General features: G+C 67.3%; 20 protein-coding genes and 2 tRNA genes. 17 read left to right on the forward strand and 5 right to left on the reverse strand.

The genetic code is table 11. The features are described from left to right. Nucleotides 1-5: 5 nt before the first annotated feature. The 10 genes from recF (at nucleotide 6) to CQ045_RS08070 (ending at nucleotide 10,421) form a co-directional block, all read left to right on the forward strand. Nucleotides 6-1,220: a DNA replication/repair protein RecF gene (gene recF / locus CQ045_RS08025; RefSeq protein WP_105722493.1), complete on the forward strand. Its 1,215-nt coding sequence runs from the start codon at nucleotides 6-8 to the stop codon at nucleotides 1,218-1,220. Continuing rightward, on the forward strand, nucleotides 1,213-1,716 hold the full coding sequence (locus CQ045_RS08030; RefSeq protein ID WP_105722495.1) for a DUF721 domain-containing protein: 504 nt from the start codon (nucleotides 1,213-1,215) through the stop codon (nucleotides 1,714-1,716). The genes recF and CQ045_RS08030 overlap by 8 nt, the downstream gene beginning before the upstream one ends. 118 nt (nucleotides 1,717-1,834) lie before the next feature. Then, nucleotides 1,835-3,925: a DNA topoisomerase (ATP-hydrolyzing) subunit B gene (gene gyrB / locus CQ045_RS08035; protein WP_181156495.1), complete on the forward strand. Its 2,091-nt coding sequence runs from the start codon at nucleotides 1,835-1,837 to the stop codon at nucleotides 3,923-3,925. A gap of 156 nt (nucleotides 3,926-4,081) precedes the next feature. Beyond that, nucleotides 4,082-6,634, forward strand: coding sequence for a DNA gyrase subunit A (gene gyrA / locus CQ045_RS08040; protein WP_105722497.1), 2,553 nt, complete (start codon nucleotides 4,082-4,084; stop codon nucleotides 6,632-6,634). After that, nucleotides 6,631-7,035, forward strand: a complete 405-nt coding sequence (locus tag CQ045_RS08045) for a DUF3566 domain-containing protein (RefSeq protein WP_105722499.1) — start codon at nucleotides 6,631-6,633, stop codon at nucleotides 7,033-7,035. Before gyrA ends, CQ045_RS08045 begins: the two co-directional genes overlap by 4 nt. 244 nt (nucleotides 7,036-7,279) lie before the next feature. Next, nucleotides 7,280-8,548 carry a histidine kinase gene (locus CQ045_RS08050; RefSeq protein WP_105722501.1) on the forward strand — a complete coding sequence of 423 codons (1,269 nt, stop codon included), beginning with the start codon at nucleotides 7,280-7,282 and terminating at the stop codon, nucleotides 8,546-8,548. Beyond that, nucleotides 8,536-9,225, forward strand: a complete 690-nt coding sequence (locus tag CQ045_RS08055) for a response regulator transcription factor (protein ID WP_105722503.1) — start codon at nucleotides 8,536-8,538, stop codon at nucleotides 9,223-9,225. Before CQ045_RS08050 ends, CQ045_RS08055 begins: the two co-directional genes overlap by 13 nt. Then, entirely contained in the window at nucleotides 9,222-10,163 is a 942-nt protein-coding gene (locus tag CQ045_RS08060; RefSeq protein ID WP_105722505.1) for a hypothetical protein, read from the forward strand. Before CQ045_RS08055 ends, CQ045_RS08060 begins: the two co-directional genes overlap by 4 nt. Nucleotides 10,164-10,248: 85 nt before the next feature. Further along, nucleotides 10,249-10,322 (forward strand) — tRNA-Ile (locus CQ045_RS08065). Nucleotides 10,323-10,348: 26 nt separating this feature from the next. Then, a tRNA-Ala gene (locus CQ045_RS08070) sits at nucleotides 10,349-10,421 on the forward strand. A gap of 66 nt (nucleotides 10,422-10,487) precedes the next feature. On the opposite strand, the gene CQ045_RS08075 is transcribed toward CQ045_RS08070, so the two are convergent. Continuing rightward, nucleotides 10,488-11,705 carry an ROK family transcriptional regulator gene (locus CQ045_RS08075; RefSeq protein WP_105722507.1) on the reverse strand — a complete coding sequence of 406 codons (1,218 nt, stop codon included), beginning with the start codon at nucleotides 11,703-11,705 and terminating at the stop codon, nucleotides 10,488-10,490. A 98-nt stretch (nucleotides 11,706-11,803) separates the two neighbouring features. Between CQ045_RS08075 and CQ045_RS08080 the strand changes: the two genes are divergently transcribed. The 6 genes from CQ045_RS08080 to CQ045_RS08105 all read left to right on the forward strand — a co-directional run bounded on the left by CQ045_RS08080 (nucleotide 11,804) and on the right by CQ045_RS08105 (nucleotide 17,478). Further along, nucleotides 11,804-12,799: an SIS domain-containing protein gene (locus CQ045_RS08080; protein WP_146115210.1), complete on the forward strand. Its 996-nt coding sequence runs from the start codon at nucleotides 11,804-11,806 to the stop codon at nucleotides 12,797-12,799. Continuing rightward, nucleotides 12,799-13,761, forward strand: a complete 963-nt coding sequence (locus tag CQ045_RS08085; protein WP_105722511.1) for an ROK family protein — start codon at nucleotides 12,799-12,801, stop codon at nucleotides 13,759-13,761. The genes CQ045_RS08080 and CQ045_RS08085 overlap by 1 nt, the downstream gene beginning before the upstream one ends. Next, nucleotides 13,754-14,653 (forward strand): amino acid ABC transporter permease, encoded by a 900-nt coding sequence (locus CQ045_RS08090; protein WP_105722513.1) that lies wholly within the window; start codon nucleotides 13,754-13,756, stop codon nucleotides 14,651-14,653. The genes CQ045_RS08085 and CQ045_RS08090 overlap by 8 nt, the downstream gene beginning before the upstream one ends. Next, entirely contained in the window at nucleotides 14,650-15,420 is a 771-nt protein-coding gene (locus CQ045_RS08095) for an amino acid ABC transporter ATP-binding protein (RefSeq protein ID WP_105722515.1), read from the forward strand. Before CQ045_RS08090 ends, CQ045_RS08095 begins: the two co-directional genes overlap by 4 nt. Before the next feature lie 61 nt (nucleotides 15,421-15,481). Beyond that, complete coding sequence (locus CQ045_RS08100; protein ID WP_181156496.1) at nucleotides 15,482-16,429, forward strand: ABC transporter substrate-binding protein; 948 nt, start codon at nucleotides 15,482-15,484, stop codon at nucleotides 16,427-16,429. Between the two features lie 8 nt (nucleotides 16,430-16,437). Beyond that, nucleotides 16,438-17,478 (forward strand): SIS domain-containing protein, encoded by a 1,041-nt coding sequence (locus CQ045_RS08105; RefSeq protein WP_105722519.1) that lies wholly within the window; start codon nucleotides 16,438-16,440, stop codon nucleotides 17,476-17,478. A gap of 95 nt (nucleotides 17,479-17,573) precedes the next feature. Here CQ045_RS08105 and CQ045_RS08110 read toward each other — a convergent pair whose 3' ends face one another. From CQ045_RS08110 to CQ045_RS08125, 4 genes are all read right to left on the reverse strand, one after another. Next, a complete protein-coding gene (locus CQ045_RS08110) occupies nucleotides 17,574-17,948 on the reverse strand; it encodes an HNH endonuclease (RefSeq protein WP_105722521.1) in 375 nt (124 codons plus the stop codon). Nucleotides 17,949-17,977: 29 nt separating this feature from the next. Continuing rightward, complete coding sequence (locus tag CQ045_RS08115; protein ID WP_105722523.1) at nucleotides 17,978-18,409, reverse strand: hypothetical protein; 432 nt, start codon at nucleotides 18,407-18,409, stop codon at nucleotides 17,978-17,980. Then, nucleotides 18,409-19,545, reverse strand: a complete 1,137-nt coding sequence (locus CQ045_RS08120; protein ID WP_105723198.1) for a Xaa-Pro peptidase family protein — start codon at nucleotides 19,543-19,545, stop codon at nucleotides 18,409-18,411. Before CQ045_RS08120 ends, CQ045_RS08115 begins: the two co-directional genes overlap by 1 nt. An 86-nt stretch (nucleotides 19,546-19,631) precedes the next feature. Then, a complete protein-coding gene (locus CQ045_RS08125; RefSeq protein WP_105722525.1) occupies nucleotides 19,632-20,078 on the reverse strand; it encodes a DUF1801 domain-containing protein in 447 nt (148 codons plus the stop codon). A 106-nt stretch (nucleotides 20,079-20,184) separates the two neighbouring features. Between CQ045_RS08125 and CQ045_RS08130 the strand changes: the two genes are divergently transcribed. After that, on the forward strand, nucleotides 20,185-21,780 hold the full coding sequence (locus CQ045_RS08130; RefSeq protein ID WP_105722527.1) for an amidohydrolase: 1,596 nt from the start codon (nucleotides 20,185-20,187) through the stop codon (nucleotides 21,778-21,780). The last annotated feature ends 11 nt before the right edge of the window (nucleotides 21,781-21,791 follow it).

The following is a 21,791-nucleotide window of genomic DNA, read 5'->3' on the forward strand; positions in this document are numbered from 1 at the left end:
ACTCCGTGATTGTGGAGCACCTGAGTCTGGTCGATTTCCGCAATTACGCGACCGCTGAACTCGCCCTCCACCCGGGCCCGAACGTCTTGGTCGGGCGCAACGGACAGGGCAAGACGAATCTCGCGGAGGCGGTCGTCTTCCTCGCCACTCTCGGTTCGCACCGGGTCTCCTCGGATGCGCCGATGGTTCGCGACGGCCAGGAATTCGCGGTCATCCGGGCTCGCCTCTCGCACGGCGAACGTCGGGTGCTCGCCGAGGTCCAGGTGAACAGGCAGGGTTCGAACAAGGCCCGGATCAACGGCTCCCCGTCGAAGCCGAACGAGCTCCCCCGCTACGCGCACGTCGTGCTGTTCGCCCCCGAAGATCTGCAGATCGTCCGCGGTGATCCTTCGGCCCGACGCCGCTTCATCGATCAGCTGCTCATCCAGCGCACTCCGCGGCTGGCTGCGGTCCTCGCCGACTACGACCGTGTGCTCAAACAGCGCAATGCCCTGTTGAAATCGGCGCGGGCGCGCGGCATCCGGGGTGAAGGGCTGAGCACCCTCGACGTGTGGGACGACAAGCTCGTCTCGCTGGGGTCGGAGATCATCGCCGCTCGTCAGCGGCTGGCATCGGATCTGCAGCAGCCGGTCGCCGCCGCATATGAGGCGATCGCGGGGGCTGACCATCGGCCGCAGCTGGAGTGGGCGCTGTCGGTCGGCGGCGGAGACCCCGAGGACGACGATGGCACCACCGACGACGATGCTGCGGTCACTGCCGTCGAGAGGGTCGACGATCCGAATCGCATCGCCGACCTGTTCCGCGCGTCCCTCGCGGCGAAGCGGTCGAAGGAGCTCGACAGAGGACTCACGCTCACGGGTCCGCATCGTGACGATCTGATTCTCCGTGTGCGTGATCTGCCGGTGAAGGGGTATGCCTCGCACGGCGAATCCTGGTCGGTGGCGCTCGCGCTCCGACTCGCGTCGGCCGAGCTGCTGCGCAGCGAATCCCCCGCCGGCGACCCCGTCCTCATCCTCGACGATGTCTTCGCCGAACTCGACGCCGACCGCCGACAGCGATTGGCGGCGCTCACAGCCGGGTACGAGCAGGTGGTGGTGACCGCGGCGGTGGAGGAAGATATCCCCGAGGTGCTGCATGCCCATGTGGTGCGGATCAGTGCCGGAACGATCAGCGATGAGCGGACCCTCGGGCAGGATCAGGAACCGGGTGAAGATGACTGACGCCGCATCGGCCCCCGTCCCCGACGTTCCGGAGACGGTCGCCACCTATCTCCGGCTGCGTGGTCTGCAGCCGAGCTCGAAGAGTTGGAAGCGCAAGCGCCGGATCGCCACCGACGACGACAACGCCCCGTTCACGCCCGGTCGCGATCCCGGCGCGCTCGGCGCAGTGCTCGACAAGCTCAGTCGGGACTCCGGCTGGCAGATCACGCTCGCGCGGGAAGACCTCGTCCGCCAGTGGGCGGATCTCGCCGGTGCCGACACGGCGAAGCACTCCGAACCGGTCTCCCTCGAGCGCGGACTGCTCACGGTCAAGTGCGACTCGACGGCCTGGGCGAAGAACCTGCAGTTCATGCGAGCGACCATTCTCACCGAGATCGGTCGGCGGTATCCGGACGCCGGTGTCGAGAACCTGCGCTTCATCGGACCGGACGTTCCCTCGTGGAAATGGGGTCCCAGAGCCGTTCCAGGACGGGGTCCACGCGATACCTACGGGTAGGGCACCATCCAAGGGGTCTGAAACGCTCAGAGGGCCACACGCGGCCGTTGAGCGGCATTTCCCCATGAAATCCCGCTAGAATGGGAGTTCGTGATATCGATGTGGAGAATGCCCTCTGATGACGCCTGAATCCCCTGCTGACGAGACGGAATCGACAACCGGGGGAACCTCCGACCCCATCGACGGGTCCGAGACCACGAGCAACTCGATCTCCCCCAAGATCAAGCAGCCCGGCGAGTACGGCGCCGACTCGATCCAGATCCTCGAAGGCCTCGAAGCCGTCCGCAAGCGACCCGGAATGTACATCGGGTCCACGGGCCCGCGCGGCCTCCACCACCTCGTGTACGAGATCGTCGACAACTCGGTCGACGAGGCTCTGGCCGGCTATGCCGACACGATCCTCGTGACGATGCTCGCCGACGGCGGCGTCCGCGTCGTCGACAACGGCCGCGGAATCCCGGTCGACCCGCACTCCTCCGACCCGAACAAGTCGACGGTCGAGGTGGTCCTGACCATCCTGCACGCCGGCGGAAAGTTCGGCGGCGGCGCGTATGCCGTCTCCGGTGGTCTGCACGGCGTCGGCTCCTCGGTCGTGAACGCACTGTCGACCCGTTTCGATGTCGAGGTCAAGCAGAAGGGCTTCGTCTGGCGTCACTCCTTCGCGGAGGGCGGCATCCCGCAGCAGAAGCTCGAGAAGGGCGAGGCGACCGACGAGACCGGAACCAGCATCACGTTCTGGCCGGACGCGTCCATCTTCACGGAGACGATCGACTTCGACTACGACACACTGCGCACGCGCTTCCAGCAGATGGCGTTCCTCAACAAGGGACTGCGCATCGAGCTGCGCGACGAGCGCGAGTCCTCGGCCTATGAGGTGGAGGAAGACGGCGCGACGATCACGAAGCAGCCCGGCGACGTCTTCTTCTACGAGCGCGGCCTCGTCGACTACGTCGAGTACCTCAACAAGGTGCGTCACGCAGAGGTCGTCAACGACGAGATCATCGCCTTCGAGTCGGAGGACACCCATCGCAAGATCTCGCTCGAGGTCGCGATGCAGTGGACGACGTCGTACACCGAGAACGTCTTCACCTACGCCAACACCATCAACACGCACGAGGGAGGAACGCACGAGGAAGGATTCCGTGCGGCGCTCACCACCCTGGTGAACAAGTACGCCCGTGCGAACAACATCCTCAAGGAGAAGGACGACAACCTCTCCGGAGACGATGTGCGCGAGGGGCTCACGGCGGTCATCTCGATCAAGCTCGGCGAACCGCAGTTCGAGGGTCAGACCAAGACCAAGCTCGGCAACACGGAGGCGAAGGCCTTCGTCCAGAAGGTCGTGGGCGATCAGCTCGGAGACTGGTTCGACCGCAACCCGGTCCAGGCCAAGAACATCATCCGCAAGGCTCTCGATGCCGCGACCGCCCGTCTGGCCGCGCGCAAGGCACGTGAGACCGCCCGCCGGAAGAGCGTGTTCGAGTCGGCCGCGATGCCCGACAAGCTCAAGGACTGCACGAGCAAGGACCCGTCGATCAGCGAGATCTTCCTCGTCGAGGGTGACTCGGCAGGCGGTTCCGCCGTGCAGGGTCGCGACCCGCACACGCAGGCGATCCTCGCGCTCCGCGGCAAGATCCTCAACGTCGAGCGCGCGCGTCTCGACAAGGCCCTGGGCAACAAGGAAGTCCAGGCGATGATCCAGGCCTTCGGCACGGGCATCGGCGAGGAGTTCGACATCGAGAAGGCGCGGTATCACAAGATCGTGCTGATGGCGGATGCCGACGTCGACGGTCAGCACATCACCACGCTGCTGCTCACGTTGCTCTTCCGCTACATGCGCGGTCTCATCGAGGCCGGTTTCGTCTACCTCGCGATGCCGCCGCTGTACCGACTGAAGTGGTCGAACTCCGCCCACGAGTACGTGTTCAGCGACGCCGAGCGCGATGCCCTGCTCAAGCACGGCATCGAGAACGGCAAGCGCATCCCGAAGGATGCCGGCATCCAGCGCTACAAGGGTCTCGGCGAGATGAACCCCAAGGAGCTGTGGGAGACGACGATGGATCACACCACGCGCACCCTGCAGCAGATCACCATCGAGGACGCCGCAGCTGCCGACGAGATCTTCAGCGTGCTGATGGGTGAGGACGTCGAATCCCGACGCAGCTTCATCCAGCGCAACGCCAAGGACGTCCGCTTCCTCGACATCTGACCGACAAATACACACACTGAGCTGCGGACTGCAGAAGGCGGAGGGATCTCGTCGGCGTGAGCATCGGGAGGGTCCCGCGAAGCGGGAGGGTCCCCGCTCTGCGAACGAAGACGAGATTCCGTAGCCCGGTAGCCAAGACAGAATCGAAACAGACACATGACTGACGAAGAACGCACCGAACCGGAACACGACCACGGCAAGATCGATCAGGTCGATCTGCAGTCGGAGATGCAGCGCAGCTACCTGGACTACGCGATGGCCGTCATCGTGGGGCGCGCCCTCCCCGACGTCCGCGACGGACTCAAGCCGGTGCACCGCCGTGTGATCTACGGCATGTACGACGGCGGCTTCCGTCCCGACAAGTCGTTCTCGAAGTGCGCCCGTGTGGTCGGCGAGGTCATGGGTCAGTACCACCCCCACGGTGACTCGGCGATCTACGACGCCCTGGTGCGTCTGGTGCAGCCGTGGTCGCTGCGTTACCCGCTCGCTCTCGGTCAGGGGAACTTCGGTTCCCCCGGGAACATGGGTGCCGCTGCGCCGCGATACACCGAGACGAAGATGGCTCCGCTCGCGCTCGAGATGGTGCGCGACATCGAAGAAGACACCGTCGACTTCACCGACAACTACGACGGTCAGACCCAGGAGCCGACGGTCCTCCCGGCCCGGTTCCCCAACCTGCTCGTCAACGGTTCGGTCGGCATCGCGGTGGGTATGGCGACGAACATCCCGCCGCACAACTTGCGCGAGGTATCGGATGCCGCGCTCTGGGCTCTCGACAACCCGGACATCAGCCGCGAAGAGCTGCTGGACGGGTTGATCCAGCGCATTCCGGGACCGGACTTCCCGACCGGTGCGCAGGTGCTCGGAACCAAGGGCATCCACGAGGCCTACCGCACCGGGCGAGGCTCGATCACGATGCGGGCGGTCGTGAACGTCGAGGAGATCCAGGGCCGCACCTGCCTCGTCGTCACGGAGCTGCCGTACCAGGTGAACCCCGACAACGTGGCGGTGAAGATCGGCGACCTCGCCCGTGACGGCAAGATCACCGGCATCGCCGACATCCGCGACGAGTCCTCCGACCGCACGGGTCAGCGCCTCGTCGTCGTGCTCAAGCGCGACGCGGTCGCGAAGGTCGTACTGAACAACCTGTACAAGCACACCCAGCTGCAGGAGAACTTCGGCGCGAACATGCTCGCGATCGTCGATGGTGTGCCGCGAACCCTCGCGATCGACGGCTTCATCACCAACTGGATCGCCCACCAGATCAACGTGATCGTCCGGCGCACGGAGTTCCGGCTGCGTGAAGCCGAGAAGCGCATGCACATCCTGCGCGGATACCTGAAGGCGCTCGATGCGCTGGACGAGGTCATCGCGCTCATCCGTCGGTCGCAGACGACGGCGGATGCGAACGAGGGACTCCAGAAGCTCCTCGACATCGATGAGATCCAGGCCGACGCGATCCTGCAGATGCAGCTGCGTCGTCTGGCGGCGCTCGAGCGTCAGAAGATCATCGACCAGGCGAACGAGCTCGAAGCGCAGATCACCGACTACAAGTCGATCCTCGCGGACGAGGGCCGCCAGCGCACCATCATCCGTGAAGAGCTGACGGGTATCGTCGACCGCTTCGGCGACGAGCGCCGCACGCACATCCTGCACGGCTTCGACGGCGACGTGTCGATGGAAGACCTGATCGCCGAAGAGGAGATGGTCGTCACCGTCACGCGCGAGGGCTACATCAAGCGCACGCGCAGCGACAACTACCGCTCCCAGCACCGCGGCGGCAAGGGAATCAAGGGCGCGCAGCTGCGGGCGGATGACATCGTCGAGCACTTCTTCGTCACGACGACGCACCACTGGCTGCTGTTCTTCACCGACAAGGGTCGCGTCTACCGTGCGAAGACCTACGAGGTGCCGGAGGCCGGACGGGACGCGAAGGGAACGCACGTCGCGAACCTGCTCGCGCTGCAGCCCGACGAGAGCATCGCCCAGGTGCTCGACATCCGCGACTACCAGGTCGCGGACTACCTGGTGCTGGCCACGCGCGAGGGCCTGGTCAAGAAGACCCGACTCGACACGTACGACACCAACCGTCAGGGCGGCGTCATCGCCATTCGTCTGAACGACGAGGACGAGCTGGTCAGTGCGCTCCTCGTGAACGCCGAGGACGACATCCTCCTGATCAGCCGACGGGGCATGTCGGTGCGCTTCGAGGCGACCGATGAGGCGCTGCGTCCGATGGGCCGCGCGACGGCCGGTGTTCGCGGAATGAAGTTCAAGATCGACGAGGACTGCCTGCTCTCGGCATCCGTCGCCGCTCCCGGGAAGTTCGTGTTCATCGTCACCGACGGCGGCTATGCGAAGCGCACCGCGGTCGAGGAATACCGGGTCCAGGGACGCGGCGGAACAGGCATCAAGGTCGCCAAGCTGAACGACGATCGGGGCACTCTTGCGGGCGGTCTGATCGTCGCCGAGGACGACGAGGTCTTGGTGGTTCTGTCCAGCGGCAAGGTGGTACGCTCTGCCGTGGCCGAGGTCCCCGCCAAGGGTCGAGACACCATGGGAGTGGTGTTCGCCCGTACGACGGAGGCCGATCGCATCCTCGCCATCGCCCGTAACGGTGAGCGTGGCCTCACTGAAGACGAGGCCGAGACGGATGCCGAAACTGAGGCCCCCGAGACGACAGAGACCCCCGAGGAAACAGACGCATGAGCACAGTGGCCGACAAGCTGGCGAAGAAGTCGACCCGCAAGACCGGTGGCAAGCAGGTCCGCCTCCGATTGGTCTACGTGGACTTCTGGTCGGCCGTGAAGCTGTCGTTCCTCGGAGCGGTCGCCCTCGCCGTGGTCACCATGGTGTCGTTCTTCCTCATCTTCCTGGTGCTCCAGGCGACGGGGATCATGACGACGGCCGAGGGGTTCCTGCTCGGGATCACCGACAACACGTTCGTGCTGTCCGAGGTCGTCGGACTCCCGCAGGTGATGGCGTTCGCGGCAGTCGTCGCGATCCTGAACCTCATCGTCTTCACGGTGCTCGGTGCCGTGGTCGCCGGTATCTACAACCTCGCTGTGAAGGTGACCGGCGGACTGCTCGTCGGCTTCATGTCGAACTGATCTTCCGACGGTCTCCGGACCGACACGACGAAGGGCGGATGCTGCGGCATCCGCCCTTCGTCGTGTCTCGCTGCGCATGCGTGAGAAGTCTCCGGTGGCGCCGAGGAGGGCGTCGATCAGCCGAGGTCGTCGCCAGCGCGATGCACGTGGACGGAAAGCACCCGTCTCCCGTTACGGAAAACCCGAAGCGGAGTGTCCGGATGACTCGGTGTCGTGCCGTCCAGCCCGGCCGTACCTTGGAACCATGACCACTCAGACTGTGACTCCGGCTCCCGCAACGGCGGTGAAGCCGCCGTTGCGCCTCTTCCTCACTATCCTGCATCTGGCAGGTGTCGGCGCCCTCGGCGGTGCCATCCTCGCAATGCTCGGCGGCCTTCTCGGCACCGGCCTCGGCCTCCTCCTGGCCGCGGGCATCGGCCTCGTCCTGCTCGTGGGCCTGGTCTACGCGCTGTACGGGCTGGGCTGGTTCGAGGTGGCCCGCGTGAGCGCACTCTATCGCGCGCCGATAGCCCCGCTGCGCGCGCAGCCGCGCGACCGCCCCGGATTCGCGGGCTGGCTCCGTTCCCTCGGGCGTCAGGCGATCGACGGGCGCATGTGGCGCGCCATCGCGAACTTCGCGATCGCCGCCGTCCTCGGTGCCATCGTGCTCCGCCTCTTCTGGGGCCTGGTGTGGTCGATCATCATCTCGTTCGCCCCGCTGACCGCGGCGGACTCCGTGATGGGGCCGTTCGGCGGTGGCGGCATCCCCGTCGCCTGGGCGCCGCTCGTCGGACTCCTCGGCATCGCCGCCTGTGTCGTGGGCATGATCGGTCTGGCCCTGTTGCACCGCACACTGACGCTCGCGATCGTGATCCGCCCGAAGGAGGCCGATCTCACCGAGCGAGTCCGCACCTCGACCGCGCAGCGGGAGGGAGCCGTGCGCGCCGCCGACGTGGAGCGCACGCGCATCGAACGTGACCTGCACGACGGAGTCCAGCCGCGCCTGGTCTCGGTCGGCATGACGCTCGGCCTGGCACAGCAGAAGATCGACAACGATCCGGAGGCCGCGAAGGAGCTGATCAACGAGGCTCACACCTCGACCAAGGCGGCCATCACGGAGCTGCGGCAGCTCGCCCGCGGTATCCACGCGTCCGTGCTCGATGACCGCGGCCTCGATGCCGCGCTGTCGGCACTGGCGGGGCGTTCGCACATCCCTGTGCACCTCGACGTGCGGATGGACGGCCGGTGCAGTCGCGAGGCCGAGGCCGCCGTGTACTTCTCCATCGCCGAATCCCTGACCAACGCCGCCAAGCACTCACGAGCGAGCGAGGCCCGCGTGATCGTGCGGCTGCGGGAGGGCAACGCTCTGTGGGCCCGGGTGGAGGACAACGGCATCGGGGGCGCGCAGGTGCAGCCCGGAGGCGGGCTCGACGGCATCGCGAACCGCATCCTCGCCGCGGGAGGGACCTTCCGCCTCGACAGTCCGCAGGGCGGACCGACCAGCCTGGAGGTGAACGTACCGTGCGCATCCTGATCTGCGAGGACTCCGTCCTGCTGCGCGAGGGCCTCGTGCGACTGCTCGAGGACGCCGGCCATGAAGTGGTCGCCGCTCTTCCCGACACCGAGGGGCTCGACGAGGCCGTCGCGAGCACCGCACCGAATCTGTGCATCCTGGATGTGCGTCTTCCTCCGACCTTCACCGATGAGGGCATCCGCGCGGCACTCCGGCTGCGGTCGTCGCATCCGTCGCTCGCGATCCTCGTGCTCTCGCAGTACGTCGAGGAGCGATACGCATCGGATCTGATCGCGGCACAGGGAGGCCCTCTCGGGTATCTGCTCAAGGATCGGGTCGCCGATGTCGCCGAGTTCCTCGTCTCCGTGCAGCGCATCTCGGAGGGTGCGACCGTACTCGACCCCGAGGTCGTCGCACAGCTGCTCACACGGCGGAACAGAGACGACCGGATGATGCGGCTCACCGAGCGCGAGCGGACCGTGCTCGCGCTGATCGCCGAAGGCAAATCGAACCAGGCGATCGCAGGTCTCCTGTTCCTCTCGGAGGCGAGCGTCGAGAAGCACATCACCTCCATCTTCCAGAAGCTGGGCTTCGAGCAGGACGAGTCGGGCAATCGCCGCGTGCTCGCCGCCCTCGCCCACATCGAGAACACCGGTGGCACGACGCCGCCGACCGGCCAGACAGGAGTGGCACGATGACCACCGAGAACAACGGCGCACCCGGCGAGCACACCCCGCTCACCCCGCCGCCCCCTTCCCCGCCGCAGATGTCGGTTCCGCAGGGGCCTCCGCCGGCATCCCCGACGCCGCCGCCGACCGGACCGTCCGGTGGACGTTCGTCCGGCGCGACGGCCATCATGGTCGTGACAGCCGTGGTCGGCGGGATCGCCCTGCTCGGCGCCGGCGGCACGGCCGCGGCGGCCGCGGTCGGGACCATCGCGTCGTCGAGCAGCCCCGACTCCGTGCAGACGGTGGGCATCGAAGGCATCGAGGGGATCGACCTGGATGCGGATGCCAGCAGCATGCGAGTGGAGTTCGGCGACGTCGACGAGGCCGAACTGGCGATCACCAACGGTCGGGGCACCGCCTGGACCTTCGAGCGGGACGGTGACGAACTGATCGTCCGGAGTCCGCAGGGTGTGTTCGGCTGGTGGTTCGGCAACTGGTTCGGTGACGAGGAGATCGCGGTGCTGACGCTGCCGGAGAGTCTTCGCGGCGCGGAGCTCGACGCCGACCTCACGCTGGACGCGGGGAGCCTCGACGTCGTCGGAGACTTCGGCACGCTCGACATCACCGTCAGCGCCGGCGCGCTCGACGTCGAAGGTGCAGCCAGGGAACTCGACGTGCAGATGAGCGCCGGCCGCGCCGACGTCCTGCTCGACGGGGTGACGGAGGCCGACCTCGGTGTCTCGGCGGGCGATCTCACCATCGAGCTGACCGGTACGGCGCCGACGCAGACCCTGATCGACGTGAGCGCGGGGACGCTCGATCTGACCGTCCCCGACGTGGAGTACGCGATCACCCAGGACATCAGCGCAGGCACCTTGAACGCCAAGGTGCAGGAGGCTCCGAGCGCGCGCCGGACCATCGACGTCTCGTTGTCGGCCGGGACCGCGACCATCCGTCCCGGGCGCTGAACATCGTCGAGGGCGAGGACCCGGCGGGGTCCTCGCCCTCGATTCGGATTTTCCGTCTTTCTCCGGTAAAGTCTTGGAGGTTGACGGGGCTATAGCTCAGGCGGTTAGAGCGCTTCACTGATAATGAAGAGGTCCCAGGTTCAAGTCCTGGTAGCCCCACTCCTTAACTCAAGAAAATCCCTCACGGGGCCTTAGCTCAGTTGGTAGAGCGCCTGCTTTGCAAGCAGGATGTCAGGAGTTCGAATCTCCTAGGCTCCACAGGAACACAGAACCCCGGAAGCCCGTCAGATCAGCGGATTCCGGGGTTTTTCTTTGGGTCTTCCGTCAGGTCGAAACGCCCAGCGAACGCCGAACGAGATCGAGTGCGAGAACGGCGGCGCCTTGGGCGCTGCTCGTCTCGCCGAGGTCGCCGGTGAGAGCGAGGGGGCGTCCGATTGCAGCGAGATGCTTGCTGACGCGTTCGACGAGGATCGCATTGTTTCCCAGTCCGCCACCGAGGACACCCGCTTCGGGGTCCGTGACGGAGATGAAAGCTGCAAGCGCGAGCGCGACGTTGCCTGCATAGACGTCGATGACCTCGTCGGCGAGGGGGTCTCCGGATGCGGCCCGGGTGAAGACTTCTGTGTGCGAAGCAGGCGCCGTCCTCCCGTTCGCTTCATAGTGCTGTCGGGCGCGGTCCAGGAAGCCCCGCGCCCCGAAGTACTCCTCGAGCGTGAAGGTGGGCGCCGCGTCCGGGCCGAAGGGGTAGGGGAACCAGCGCATCTCTCCTGCGGAGCCTGTGGAGCCACGGAGCAGGTGCCCATCGCTGACGACGCCTATCCCGACGCCGCCCTGTCCGAGGTGCAGGTACAACAGGTCGACACTGCCGCGTTCCGGACGCCGAGACTCCGCGAACGCGGAGCAGTTGATGTTGTTCTCGAGCGTCACCTCGACCTCTCGTGGGAGAGCGAGAGTCTCGATGAGGCCGGCGAGGTCGAAGGACGGGCCGGTGGTCGAGTTCTCGGCGGAAAGCGGGGACCCGGTGTCCGGGGCTGCGCTCTTCCGATAGTGACGATGCGCGGGAGGCACGATGGTGGGCACGGCGAGGCCGACGCGACGGAGGGTGCCGAAGCGGCGGTTCGAGGAGGTGCGGAATCGCGCGAGTTCTCCGCGCACCCGGTCGTCCACAGCTGTCGGGCGGTTTCGGTCGATCTCGATCGCCACACGCTGACTCGAGACGACGGCCCCGGTCAGGTCGATCGCGACGAACTCCACGTGGCTGGTTCCGTAGTCGACGCCGAGCACCCAGCCGGAGCGTTGCCCGAGCCCGTACACCTGAGCCGCGCGTCCACGCGCACCTTGTCGGGAGTCGACGTGGTCGACCAGCCGTGCCCCCTCGAGCTCGGCAATGACGTGGATCACCGTCGGCGACGACAGTTCGCTGCGCTCGGTGAGCTCGGGTCTGGTCAGTGGGCCTTCGTCGAGGAGGATTCGAAGGATCGTCGCCTGAGTCGAGGTCAGGGAGGGATGCGTGCTCGTCGGCTCGGCATCAGGTCGCCACATCTTCGTCCTTTCGTTGCGAATCACTCTATCGAGCACCGACTGTTGACAGTGGTGGATTAACTAACTAAATTACTTTTCAAATCAATGAAGGGTGTTTCGTGAGTCGATACGACGTGGCCAACCTCACCGGAGAAGCGGTGCGCACCACCTGGCAGGGGCAGGCAGGAACGACCTACCCAGGGTGGCTCTACTCCGGCGGCGCCCTGCGCGTCTTCGGGATGGGCGGCTCGCACAACGCCGCCGTCGCGGCCACGAGCCGTCTCCGACGAGAGGGAGTCGATGCCCGAGCGGAGCTGGCCTCCGAGTACCACCGTGCGTCGCTCGACCGGATCGGCCCGGCGGACACCGCCGTCCTGATATCCACGAGCGGCGAGAGCGTCGAACTCATCGAACTCGCCGAGCGGATGCGAGCCGCGGGACTGCACCGCACGATCGCGGTGGTCGGAGAGAGCGCAACCCCGCTCGCGGCGCTCACGTCGCACGAGATTCTCCTCGGCCTGGAGCACCCCAGCCCGATCGACAGCTACATCGCGACAGTGATGGCGCTCGTGCGAATGGGAGCCGCCACGCGCGGTGCCCCGCTGCCGGACATCGCAGCCGATGCCGATGCCGTGGAACGCGCTGTCGCGAGCGGACGGCGTCTCATCGCAGGCGTCCCCGCATCGAGCGTCGACGTTCTCGGCCGAGGGCATCTTCTCGGCGTCGCTCAGCAGGTCACCCTCCTGCTCCGCGAGATCTCTCGCGTTCCCTCCACGAGCTGGGATCCGAACAACTTCCGACACGGTCCGATGGAGTCGATCCAACCCGACCAGCTCACGATCCTCCTCCGCGGGCCGGGCGATGTCTCGCGGGCCGCAGACAAAGCACTCGCCCGTGATCTGCGGACCATCCCTCAGCGCTCGCTCATCCTCGGGAACGAGGCGGTGACGGGTGGCGAGACTCCGGACGACCTCACCGTTCCGCCCTCTCCGAGCCTCGCCGGAGTGTCCGAGCTCGCGGCTCTCATCCCTCTCATCTATCAGTGGGGCGAGCACGCGGGCGTCGAGCCGGGGGTCTTCCGCTACACCCGGGTCACGATCACGGCCGAGGCGTGATGAGCACGCAGGTCGCACTCGGCATCGATGTCGGTGGCACGAAGATCGCCGTCGGAGAACTCTCTGCAGGCGGCGAGCATCGCGAACTCGCGGTGATCCCGACCGTGCAGCGCGACGGACACGCCAATCTCCTCGCCGTCACCGACGCCATCGCTCGCTTCGCGGGGCCGGGCGCGCGCATCGGGATCTCCCTCGCGACGACGATGGACGCGGACGGCCGGGTGCGTGACCCTCGCGGGTGGTTCGGGTGGACGGGCGTCGACCTCGCGCACGCGCTCGATGTGCCGAACGCTGTCGAGATCATGCCGGACGCCGCATGCGGAGCTGTCGCCGAGGCCCGGTGGGGTGCAGGCGAAGGAGCGCGACGCGTTCTCTATGTCACTCTCGGCACCGGGATCGCGCATTGCGTGGTCACGGACGGCGTACCGGATACGGGCTCCTACGGCGCCGGCATCCTGAGCGGCAGCACTCCCCCCTTCCGCAGTGGGTGGCGCACGCGACCGTCATGGCGGAGCGTCGAGGACATCGCCTCCGGCCCCGGTCTGGCCGCAGCATTCGCCGGATCGGTCGCCGCCGCCGACGCCCACGCTCTCGCCGATCGATTCCGCGGGGGTGAGTGGTGGGCTCGACGTGTGGTCGAGCACGCCTCCTGGCAAGTCGGCTCTCTCATCGCGGGGCTTGCGACCTCGACCGATCCGGATGTGATCGTGCTGGGCGGTGGCCTGGCCGCGGGATTCTCCGAGTATGTGGATCTCATCGACGGTGTGCTCGAAGTCCTGCTCCACGACTGGCACACCTCGCTCGTTCCCGCCGTTCCGGCCCGATTCGGAGCGGAGTCGTGTTGGATCGGTGCCGCCGGTCTCGCGGCAGCAGATGCTCCGGCAACCCTTATCCCGACCAAGACCAGGGAAGACACGCCGGCCGGCGCCTCCCTCGCTCGAAAGGAGCACGTCGATGTCTGACGACTCATCCACCGCGGAGCGTGTGATCCCGGTCCGGCACAGAGGCCGTTTCGTCGCTGGAACCGTCGCGATCATCCTCCTCGGCGGGCTGCTGTACTTCTTCGCGACCAACGAGCAGATCCGCTGGGACGCCGTCGGCAGGTATCTGTTCGGACCCACCGTCCTGCAGGGCGTCTGGGTCACGATCCAACTCACCGTCCTGTCGATGGTCATCGGTGTCGTCCTCGGTGTGGTCCTCGCCGTCATGCGGCAGTCCGCGAATGGGGTGCTTCGCTGGATCGCGGGACTCTACATCTGGTTCTTCCGGGGAACACCCGTGCTGGTGCAGATCGTCTTCTGGTTCAACATCGCCTTGTTCGTGCCGATGATCGGCGTCGGTGAGTTCCAGGTTTCGACGAATCAGCTCGTGACCGGATTCGTCGCCGCGCTGCTGGCCCTGTCTCTGAACGAGGCGGCGTATATGGCCGAGATCATCCGCGCCGGCATCACCTCGATCGATCGCGGGCAGGGTGAGGCGGCCGCGGCGCTGGGATACACGCCGCTGCAGACGATGACACGCATCATCCTCCCGCAGGCGCTGCGCGTGATCGTGCCGCCGACGGGCAACGAGACGATCAACATGCTCAAGACGACATCGCTCGTCTCGGTCGTCGCCGCGCAAGACCTGCTGACCCGCGTGCAGGAGATCTCAGCCCGCAACTACCTCGTGATAGAGCTGCTCATCGTCGCGAGCATCTGGTACATCGCGATGACGACCGTGGCCAGCGTCGGCCAGTACTACCTCGAGCGACGACTTTCGCGGGGCTATGCACGCACCCCGGACAAACTGACCTTCCGGAGTGTGCTCCGCGGCATGTTGCCGCTCCGTTCCACTGCAAGGAGCACCTCATGACCGTCGATGCCGTCATCGCCCGCAACGTCCGCAAGTCGTACGGTCCGACCGAGGTGCTGAAGGGCGTCGAGCTGATCGCTCGTCGCGGGGAGGTCACCTGCATCATCGGACCCTCGGGCAGCGGGAAATCCACCTTCCTGCGCTGCATCAATCATCTTGAGCGCATCGACGGCGGGACGCTGCAGGTCGGAGACGATCTCGTCGGGTACGAGCGTCGCGGCGGTGCACTGCACGAGTTGCGCGAGCGGCAGATCGCCGCGCGGCGGGCGAAGATCGGGATGGTCTTCCAGAGCTTCAACCTGTTCCCGCACATGACTGCGCTGCGCAACGTGATGGATGCGCCGGTGCGGGTGCTCGGCCTCTCGAAGATCGAGGCGGGCGAGCGCGCTCGGGCGCTGTTGAAGCGCGTGGGTCTGGCCGGAAAGGAGTCCAGTTACCCGCAACAGCTCTCCGGCGGGCAGCAGCAGCGGGTCGCCATCGCTCGCGCCCTCGCGATGCAGCCGGAGCTCATGCTCTTCGACGAGCCCACCTCGGCGCTCGATCCTGAACTGGTCGGCGAAGTTCTCGAGGTCATGAAGGACCTCGCCGCGTCGGGCATGACGATGATCGTCGTCACCCATGAGATGGGGTTCGCGAGGAATGTCGCCGACCAGGTCGTCTTCATGGCAGACGGGGTCGTGCACGAACACGGAGCCCCCGACGAGTTCTTCTCGTCCCCGCGCACCGAACGCGCCAGGGACTTCCTGGGACGCACCGCCACCCACTGAGACTGCATCACCGCACCACCCCACCACTGGCAACCCCATGCACCACCGAGAGGAACCCGCAATGCGCACTCGAAACCTCCTGCCCGTCGGCGCCGTCGTCATGGCGCTCGTCCTCGCCGGCTGCACTTCCGAGCCGGATGCCGGCGACACGAGCCCTCCGACCGCGGACGGATGTGCCGGAACCGGCATCGACGCGAAGGCCTCGGCCGACCTTGCGGCACTGCTGCCGACGTCGGTCGCCGAGTCCGGCGTGGTCCAGGTCGGTACCGATCCGACGCTGCCACCGTATGAGTTCACGGACGAGAACGACGAACTCGCGGGTCTCGACATCGAACTCGGTCAGCTCATCGGCTGCAAACTCGGCGTCGAGGTCGAGTACTCGGCGATCGACTTCGCCGGGCTTCTCACGGCCGTGCAGGCCGGCCGCTACGATTTCGCGATCGCGGGCATCAGTGACACCCCGGAAAGATCGGAGGTGATGGATCTCGTCGACTACCAGACCGAGGGTACGGCCATCATCGTCCCGAAGGGCAACCCCGGCGGCATCAAGACCATCGATGACCTCTGCGGCCTGAACGTCGCGGCGGTGCAAGGATCCGTGCCGCTCGAGCTGCTCACGCGCAAGAACGAGAAGTGCGCCGAGCCCATCACCCTGCTGCCGCTGCCCTCGTCGAGCGAAGGGTTCCTCGCTGTGCGTTCGGGCCGCGCCGACGCGAGCATGGAGACGCTCGGATCGGCCATCTACTACCAGCAGTCCGAGGAACACGGCGGCGACCTCGAAGCGCTCACCACCGAGTTGTATGCGCAGGGCTATCAGGCCATCGCCTTCCCGAAGGACGACGAATCGGCGAAGCTGCGTGACGCGGTGCACGCAGCGCTGACTGCACTGGTCGAGGAGGGCGCTTACGCGGAGCTCTACGAGAAGTGGGGCCTGGAGGCGAACAAGGTCGAGACCATCACGGTGAACGACAGCCTCCGCTTCGCCGACAAGTACTACAACGTCGACTAGGACGAGTGATGATGGATCTTCAGGCCGAACAGCAATTCGACCAAGCTCCGGGGCGGCCCTTCGGCGAGGCAGTGCTCCGACAGCCCGCAGTACTGTCGGAAGCCCTGCCGACGATCCGCGAGATCGTTCGCGGGCCCGACTTCGCCGTGCCCCGCGACGCGACGGTCGCTTTCGTGGGGATCGGGGCGAGTCATGCGGCGGGTCAGAGCGCGGCCTGGGATCTTCTCCGCCGGGGGCGGCTCGCGCATCGATACACCGGTGCCGAGCTGCCCCCGGACGGGACTCGGGTCGCGGACGTCTACATCGGGATCTCGCAGAGCGGCCGTTCGCCGGAACCGCTGCGGGCCCTTCAGCGGGTCGAAGGAGTCCGGCGGATCGCAGTGACCAACGAGGCGTCTTCGCCTCTCGCTGCTGCGGCGGAGGCGAGTCTCGACCTCGGGGGGCTCCCCGACAGCGGCGTATCGACGATCGCCTACAGCGCGACCGCTGCGGCGTTGGCGATGCTCGTCGAACGGTGGACGACGGGTGAGCCGGGCACCCGATGGGATCGGGTCGGAGCCGACCTCGAGCGACTCCTCGATGAACATGACCACCTTCTCGATTCCTGGGCATCGCGATTCAGCGGGTGCGCCTCCATCGACGTGGTCGGAGGCGGACCCTGGCAGGGGGCGGCGGAGGCGATCGCCCTCGTGCTGCGTGAGGCGCTGCACATTCCCGCCGCCGCTTTCGAGACGCGCACATACCTGCACGGGCAGATGGACAGCGTGTCGGAGGACTCGGCCCAGATCCTGCTCGGCGGCGCCCGCGAGCATGTCCTCCACGGGCAGCTGGAGGTGAAATCTCGCGCGACGCTGGTGGTCGGGACGGCGGCTTCGGCGGTGCGCGAGCGCACGACCGGGAGCATCGAAGTCGACAGTGGTCATCTCGCAGCGGATGCGATCATCGGCACTGCTCTCCTGCATGAACTCTCACGACGCTGGGGTGTATGCATCGGAGTCGACCCCGATGAGCCAGTATTCGCTCGTCTCGACACGAAGGTCGGTCACTGACTTCGTCTTCGCGCCGGAGAACCGCTGGCTCCGCGAGAGCACAGCAACTGAGATCCCGGCTCACGGCGTGAGCGTGTCGGCCGCCGACGGCGCCGTCAGCCTGCCGGCCGCAGGTCCCGCAGGATCGTCGCGTGGCGGACGAGGAACGTGCGCTCGTCGAGCTTCTTGCGGCGGAGCCAGCCGGTGACCTCGTCGTTGTGCTTGCTGGCGTTGCAGGAGGTGCAGGCAGGGACGACGTTCTCGAGCGTGTAGCGGCCGCCGCGCGAGATGGGCTGGATGCAGTCGCGCTGCAGGGCGGCCCCGTCACCGCCGCAGTAGGCGCATCCGCCCCACGCGTCCATGAGGTCGTGCCACTGCGCATCGGTGAGGTCGTTGTCGACCTTGGCGAGGCGGTTCGTCCGTCGCTTCGCATAGCGCGCACGGGTCGCCGGCGACGCGGTGGCGGAGGAGACCTTGCGGCGGCGGCGCATGCGCTGATGCTACCGCGCGGACAAGGACCTCAACGCCCGGAGCCGCCGAGCTGCGAGAAGTAGCGGTCCGCTTCCGCGCGCTGTTCCGCGAGAGATGTCACCGTCCCCGGGTCCACCGGGCTGAATGTGAAGACGACCTCCTGCACGCTCACCCCGCCGAACCGGTACGCACTCAGACCGCCGCCCTGATCACGTGCCATGCCACTGGGCCAGACGTCGGCCTGGGCACCCGCGACCCCCAGTCGCCAACCCCGGGGCTCGAGCTCCTCCCGCACCAGGCACAACGCCTCGAAGGCGTCATTCGCCCGCCGCTCGACAGCACCGAGATCGGGGGAGTTCACGACGACCACCCATTGCCAGTCGTCGGTCTGCCACCAGCTGATCCTCACCTCGTGGATGAGACCGCCGTGACTCGCCGAGACCTTCTGAGGACTCTGCGGCCTCGCCGGCGCGTCGGACATCAGGCACCCCCTACGCCAGCACCGACGGCCACCAGCTCGTGCGGGGCGACGTTCAACCGCTCCCCGCCGTCGGCCGTGACGACCACGATGTCCTCGATGCGCGCACCCCATGCGCCGGCGAAGTAGATGCCGGGCTCGATGCTGAACGCCATGCCCTCACGCAGCACGAGGTCGTTGCCGGGCGCGATGTAGGGCTCCTCGTGCACCGAGACGCCGATGCCGTGTCCCGTGCGGTGCAGGAACGCCTCACCCAGACCTGCCTCGGCGAGCACGGTGCGAGCCGCAGCATCCACCTCGGACGCCGTCGCGCCGGGACGAACGGCATCCACCGCCGCCTGCTGCGCACGCACGAGAACCGCGATGCGCTCAGCCGCAGCGGGGTCGGGCGTGCCGACGACATAGGTCCTGGTGCTGTCGGAGTTGTACCCGCTCGGCACGGCGCCCCCGATGTCGACCACGACGATGTCGCCCTCGTGGATCACCCGGTCCGAGACCTCGTGGTGCGGGTCGGCACCGTTCGGGCCGGATCCGACGATCACGAACTCGACCGTGCGGTGGCCTTCGGCGACGATGGCCTCGGCGATGTCGGCCGCGACCTCGCGCTCGGTGCGTCCGGCCCGAAGCCACTCCGGCACGCGGCGGTGCACCGCGTCGATCGCGTCGCCGGCTCTGCGCAGCTCGGTGATCTCCTCGGCATCCTTGATCATGCGGCCTTCGCGGAGCACGGGGGTCGCGAGTTCGAGGTGCACGCCGAGCCGATCGCCGATCGGGATGACGTGCAGCGCGGGCAGGGCATCGGAGACACCGACCCGGGACACGGTGCCCACGGCATCGGTGACCAGAGCGTACGGGTCTTCCCCGTCGACCCAGTCGGCGACCGTGAGCCCGAGCTCGCCGACCGCGGTGGTGCGCACCTTCGCGAGCTCCATCCGCGGGACGACGACCGTGGCTGCGACGGAGGGACCGATCACCAGAGCGGTGAGCCGTTCGATCGTGTCGCCCTCGACGCCCACCAGATACTGCAGGTCGGGACCGGGGCCGACGATGATCGCATCGAGCCCCGCCTCAGCGGCGAGGGCTGCGGCGCGGGCGAGACGGGCGGCGTACACGGAAGCGGGGAAGGGCAGTGTGCTCACGGGCTCCACGCTACTCGGGAGCCGTTCGCGCGGCACCCCGATCGTGCGGGTGCGCGGCCCGTCGCCGCGCACCCTTCCGGCGGGTGTCAGCTGATCGCGACGCGGATGCGCACGGCGAGGAACTCCAGGTCGGCCTTGGTGAGATCGGTGACCGCGTACGCGGTCGGCCAGACGGTGCCGTCGTCGAGGTTGGAGATGGGCTCGAAGCCGAACGTGCCGTAGCGCACCTTGAACTTGCTGGCGGGTTGGAAGAAGCAGAGCACCTTCCCGTCGCGTCCCCAGGCCGGCATCCCGTAGTAGGTGCGGGGCACGAGCTCAGGCGCGACCTCGGAGACGAGGGCGTGCAGCTTGTTCGAGAGGGCCTGGTCTTCGGGCGTCAGCTTCTCGATCGCCTCCTTGATGTCGGCCTCCCCCGCGGCGCGCAGTTCTTCGGGCGACTTCTTGGCCCGGGAACGTCGGGTACGGGCTTCCTTCGCGGCGGCCTGCATGGCCTCGCGTTCCTCGGCGCTGAAGTTCTTCTCTTTCTCGGCCATGATCGGTCCTCTCGAAGTGCTGCCGGTGTGGGAATCACACTACGGAGGTCGACGGTCCGTGTGCTTCTTGATTCGTGATCGATCGCCTGCCTGCCAGACTGGCGCCATGACGACAGTCTTCACCGGCCGCATCCGTCCGCTCTCCCCGAGCGCCGACGCTCACGCGGAGGCGATGGCCGTCGACGGAGGCAGGATCGTGGCCGTCGGAGCGGCGGACGAGATCCGCCTCCGCTTCCCGGATGCCGAGACCACAGCCCTCGACGGCTTGGTCATGCCCGGACTGATCGAGCCGCACGGACATCCGGGATTCTCCGCGATCCTGCTGTCCGACCTCGTCGTCGATCTCCGCCCCGTCGTGATCCCCGACGCGGAAGGAGTCCTCGCGGCTCTCCGCACGGCGGTGGCGGATGCCGGTGGCGAAGCGGTCTTCGCGAACGGGTGGGATGCTCTGCTGCAGCGCGGACTGCCCGACCCCGACATCCGCTTCCTCGACGAGCTCGCAGGCAGCGTGCCCCTCGTCGTCATCCACAACTCCGGCCACTCCGTGTACTTCAACACGGCGGCCGCGCTCGCCGCGGGCCTCGATCGGAACACTCCCGACCCGGTCGGCGCCTCCTTCGGCCGCGATGCCGTGGGGGAGCTGACCGGCGTCGCGCTCGAGGCCGCCGCGGTCGAGCAGGTCGTGGCGCCGATGCTCGCCAAGGCGCAGCAGCATCTCCCCCGGATCCTTCCCGCGCATCTGCGCGACCTGGCATCCCGCGGCATCACCACGGTGTCGGACCTGTCGTGGAACCCCGACCTCAACCCGCTCATCGATGCCCTCCGCACGCAGGGCGCGATGCCCGTGCGGCTGCGGTGGTACGAGATGTCCCGCCCGGGCGGAGTCGCGGCCCCGCGCGGCGGCGACGATCCCGTGTTCCGGCAGACGGGGGTGAAGACCTGGTCGGACGGTTCGCCATGGGTGGGCAACATCGCGACCTCCTTCCCCTACCTCGACACCCCGGCGACCCGTTCCCTCGGGCTCGAACCGCATCACATCGGGCACGCGAACTACACGGCCGAACAGCTGCGCACGATCGCCGAGCCCTATGCCGCCGCGGGGTGGCAGCTCGCCTGTCATGTGCACGGCGACCGCGCGATCGACGCGACGCTCGACGTCTACGCGCAGATCGTCGCCCAGCACGAGCTCACCGACCACCGGTTCCGCCTCGAGCATTGCGGGGCCATGACGCCCGTGCAGTTCGAACGCGCGGCCTCCCTCGGCGTCACCGTCAGCCTGTTCGTCGACCACATCACCTACTGGGGCGAGGTGCTCGTCGACGACCTCTTCGGTCCTGAGCACGGCGGAGCGTGGGCGGATGCCGGAGCCGCGTTCGCCGCCGGCCACCGGGCCACGTTCCACAACGACGGCTGGGTCACTCCGAACGAGCCGTTCCGCAACATGGCCGTCGCCGAGACCCGCACCACGCGCAACGGATACCGGATGCCGGGCGGCACTCCGGTCACCCGCGAGCAGGCACTTCACGCGCACACCGCGAACGCGGCCTGGCAGCTGTTCAGCGAGCATGAGGTGGGAGCCCTCTCCCCCGGCCTCCTCGCAGACTTCATCGTCGTCGACCGCGATCCCGTCACCGTCTCGGCCGAGGATCTCGCGACGACGCAGGTGACGGCGACCTACGTGGGTGGCAACCGGGTCGTCTGACACGCGGTCAT

Source organism: Microbacterium sp. MYb66 (assembly GCF_002979435.1).
Taxonomy (GTDB): domain Bacteria; phylum Actinomycetota; class Actinomycetes; order Actinomycetales; family Microbacteriaceae; genus Microbacterium.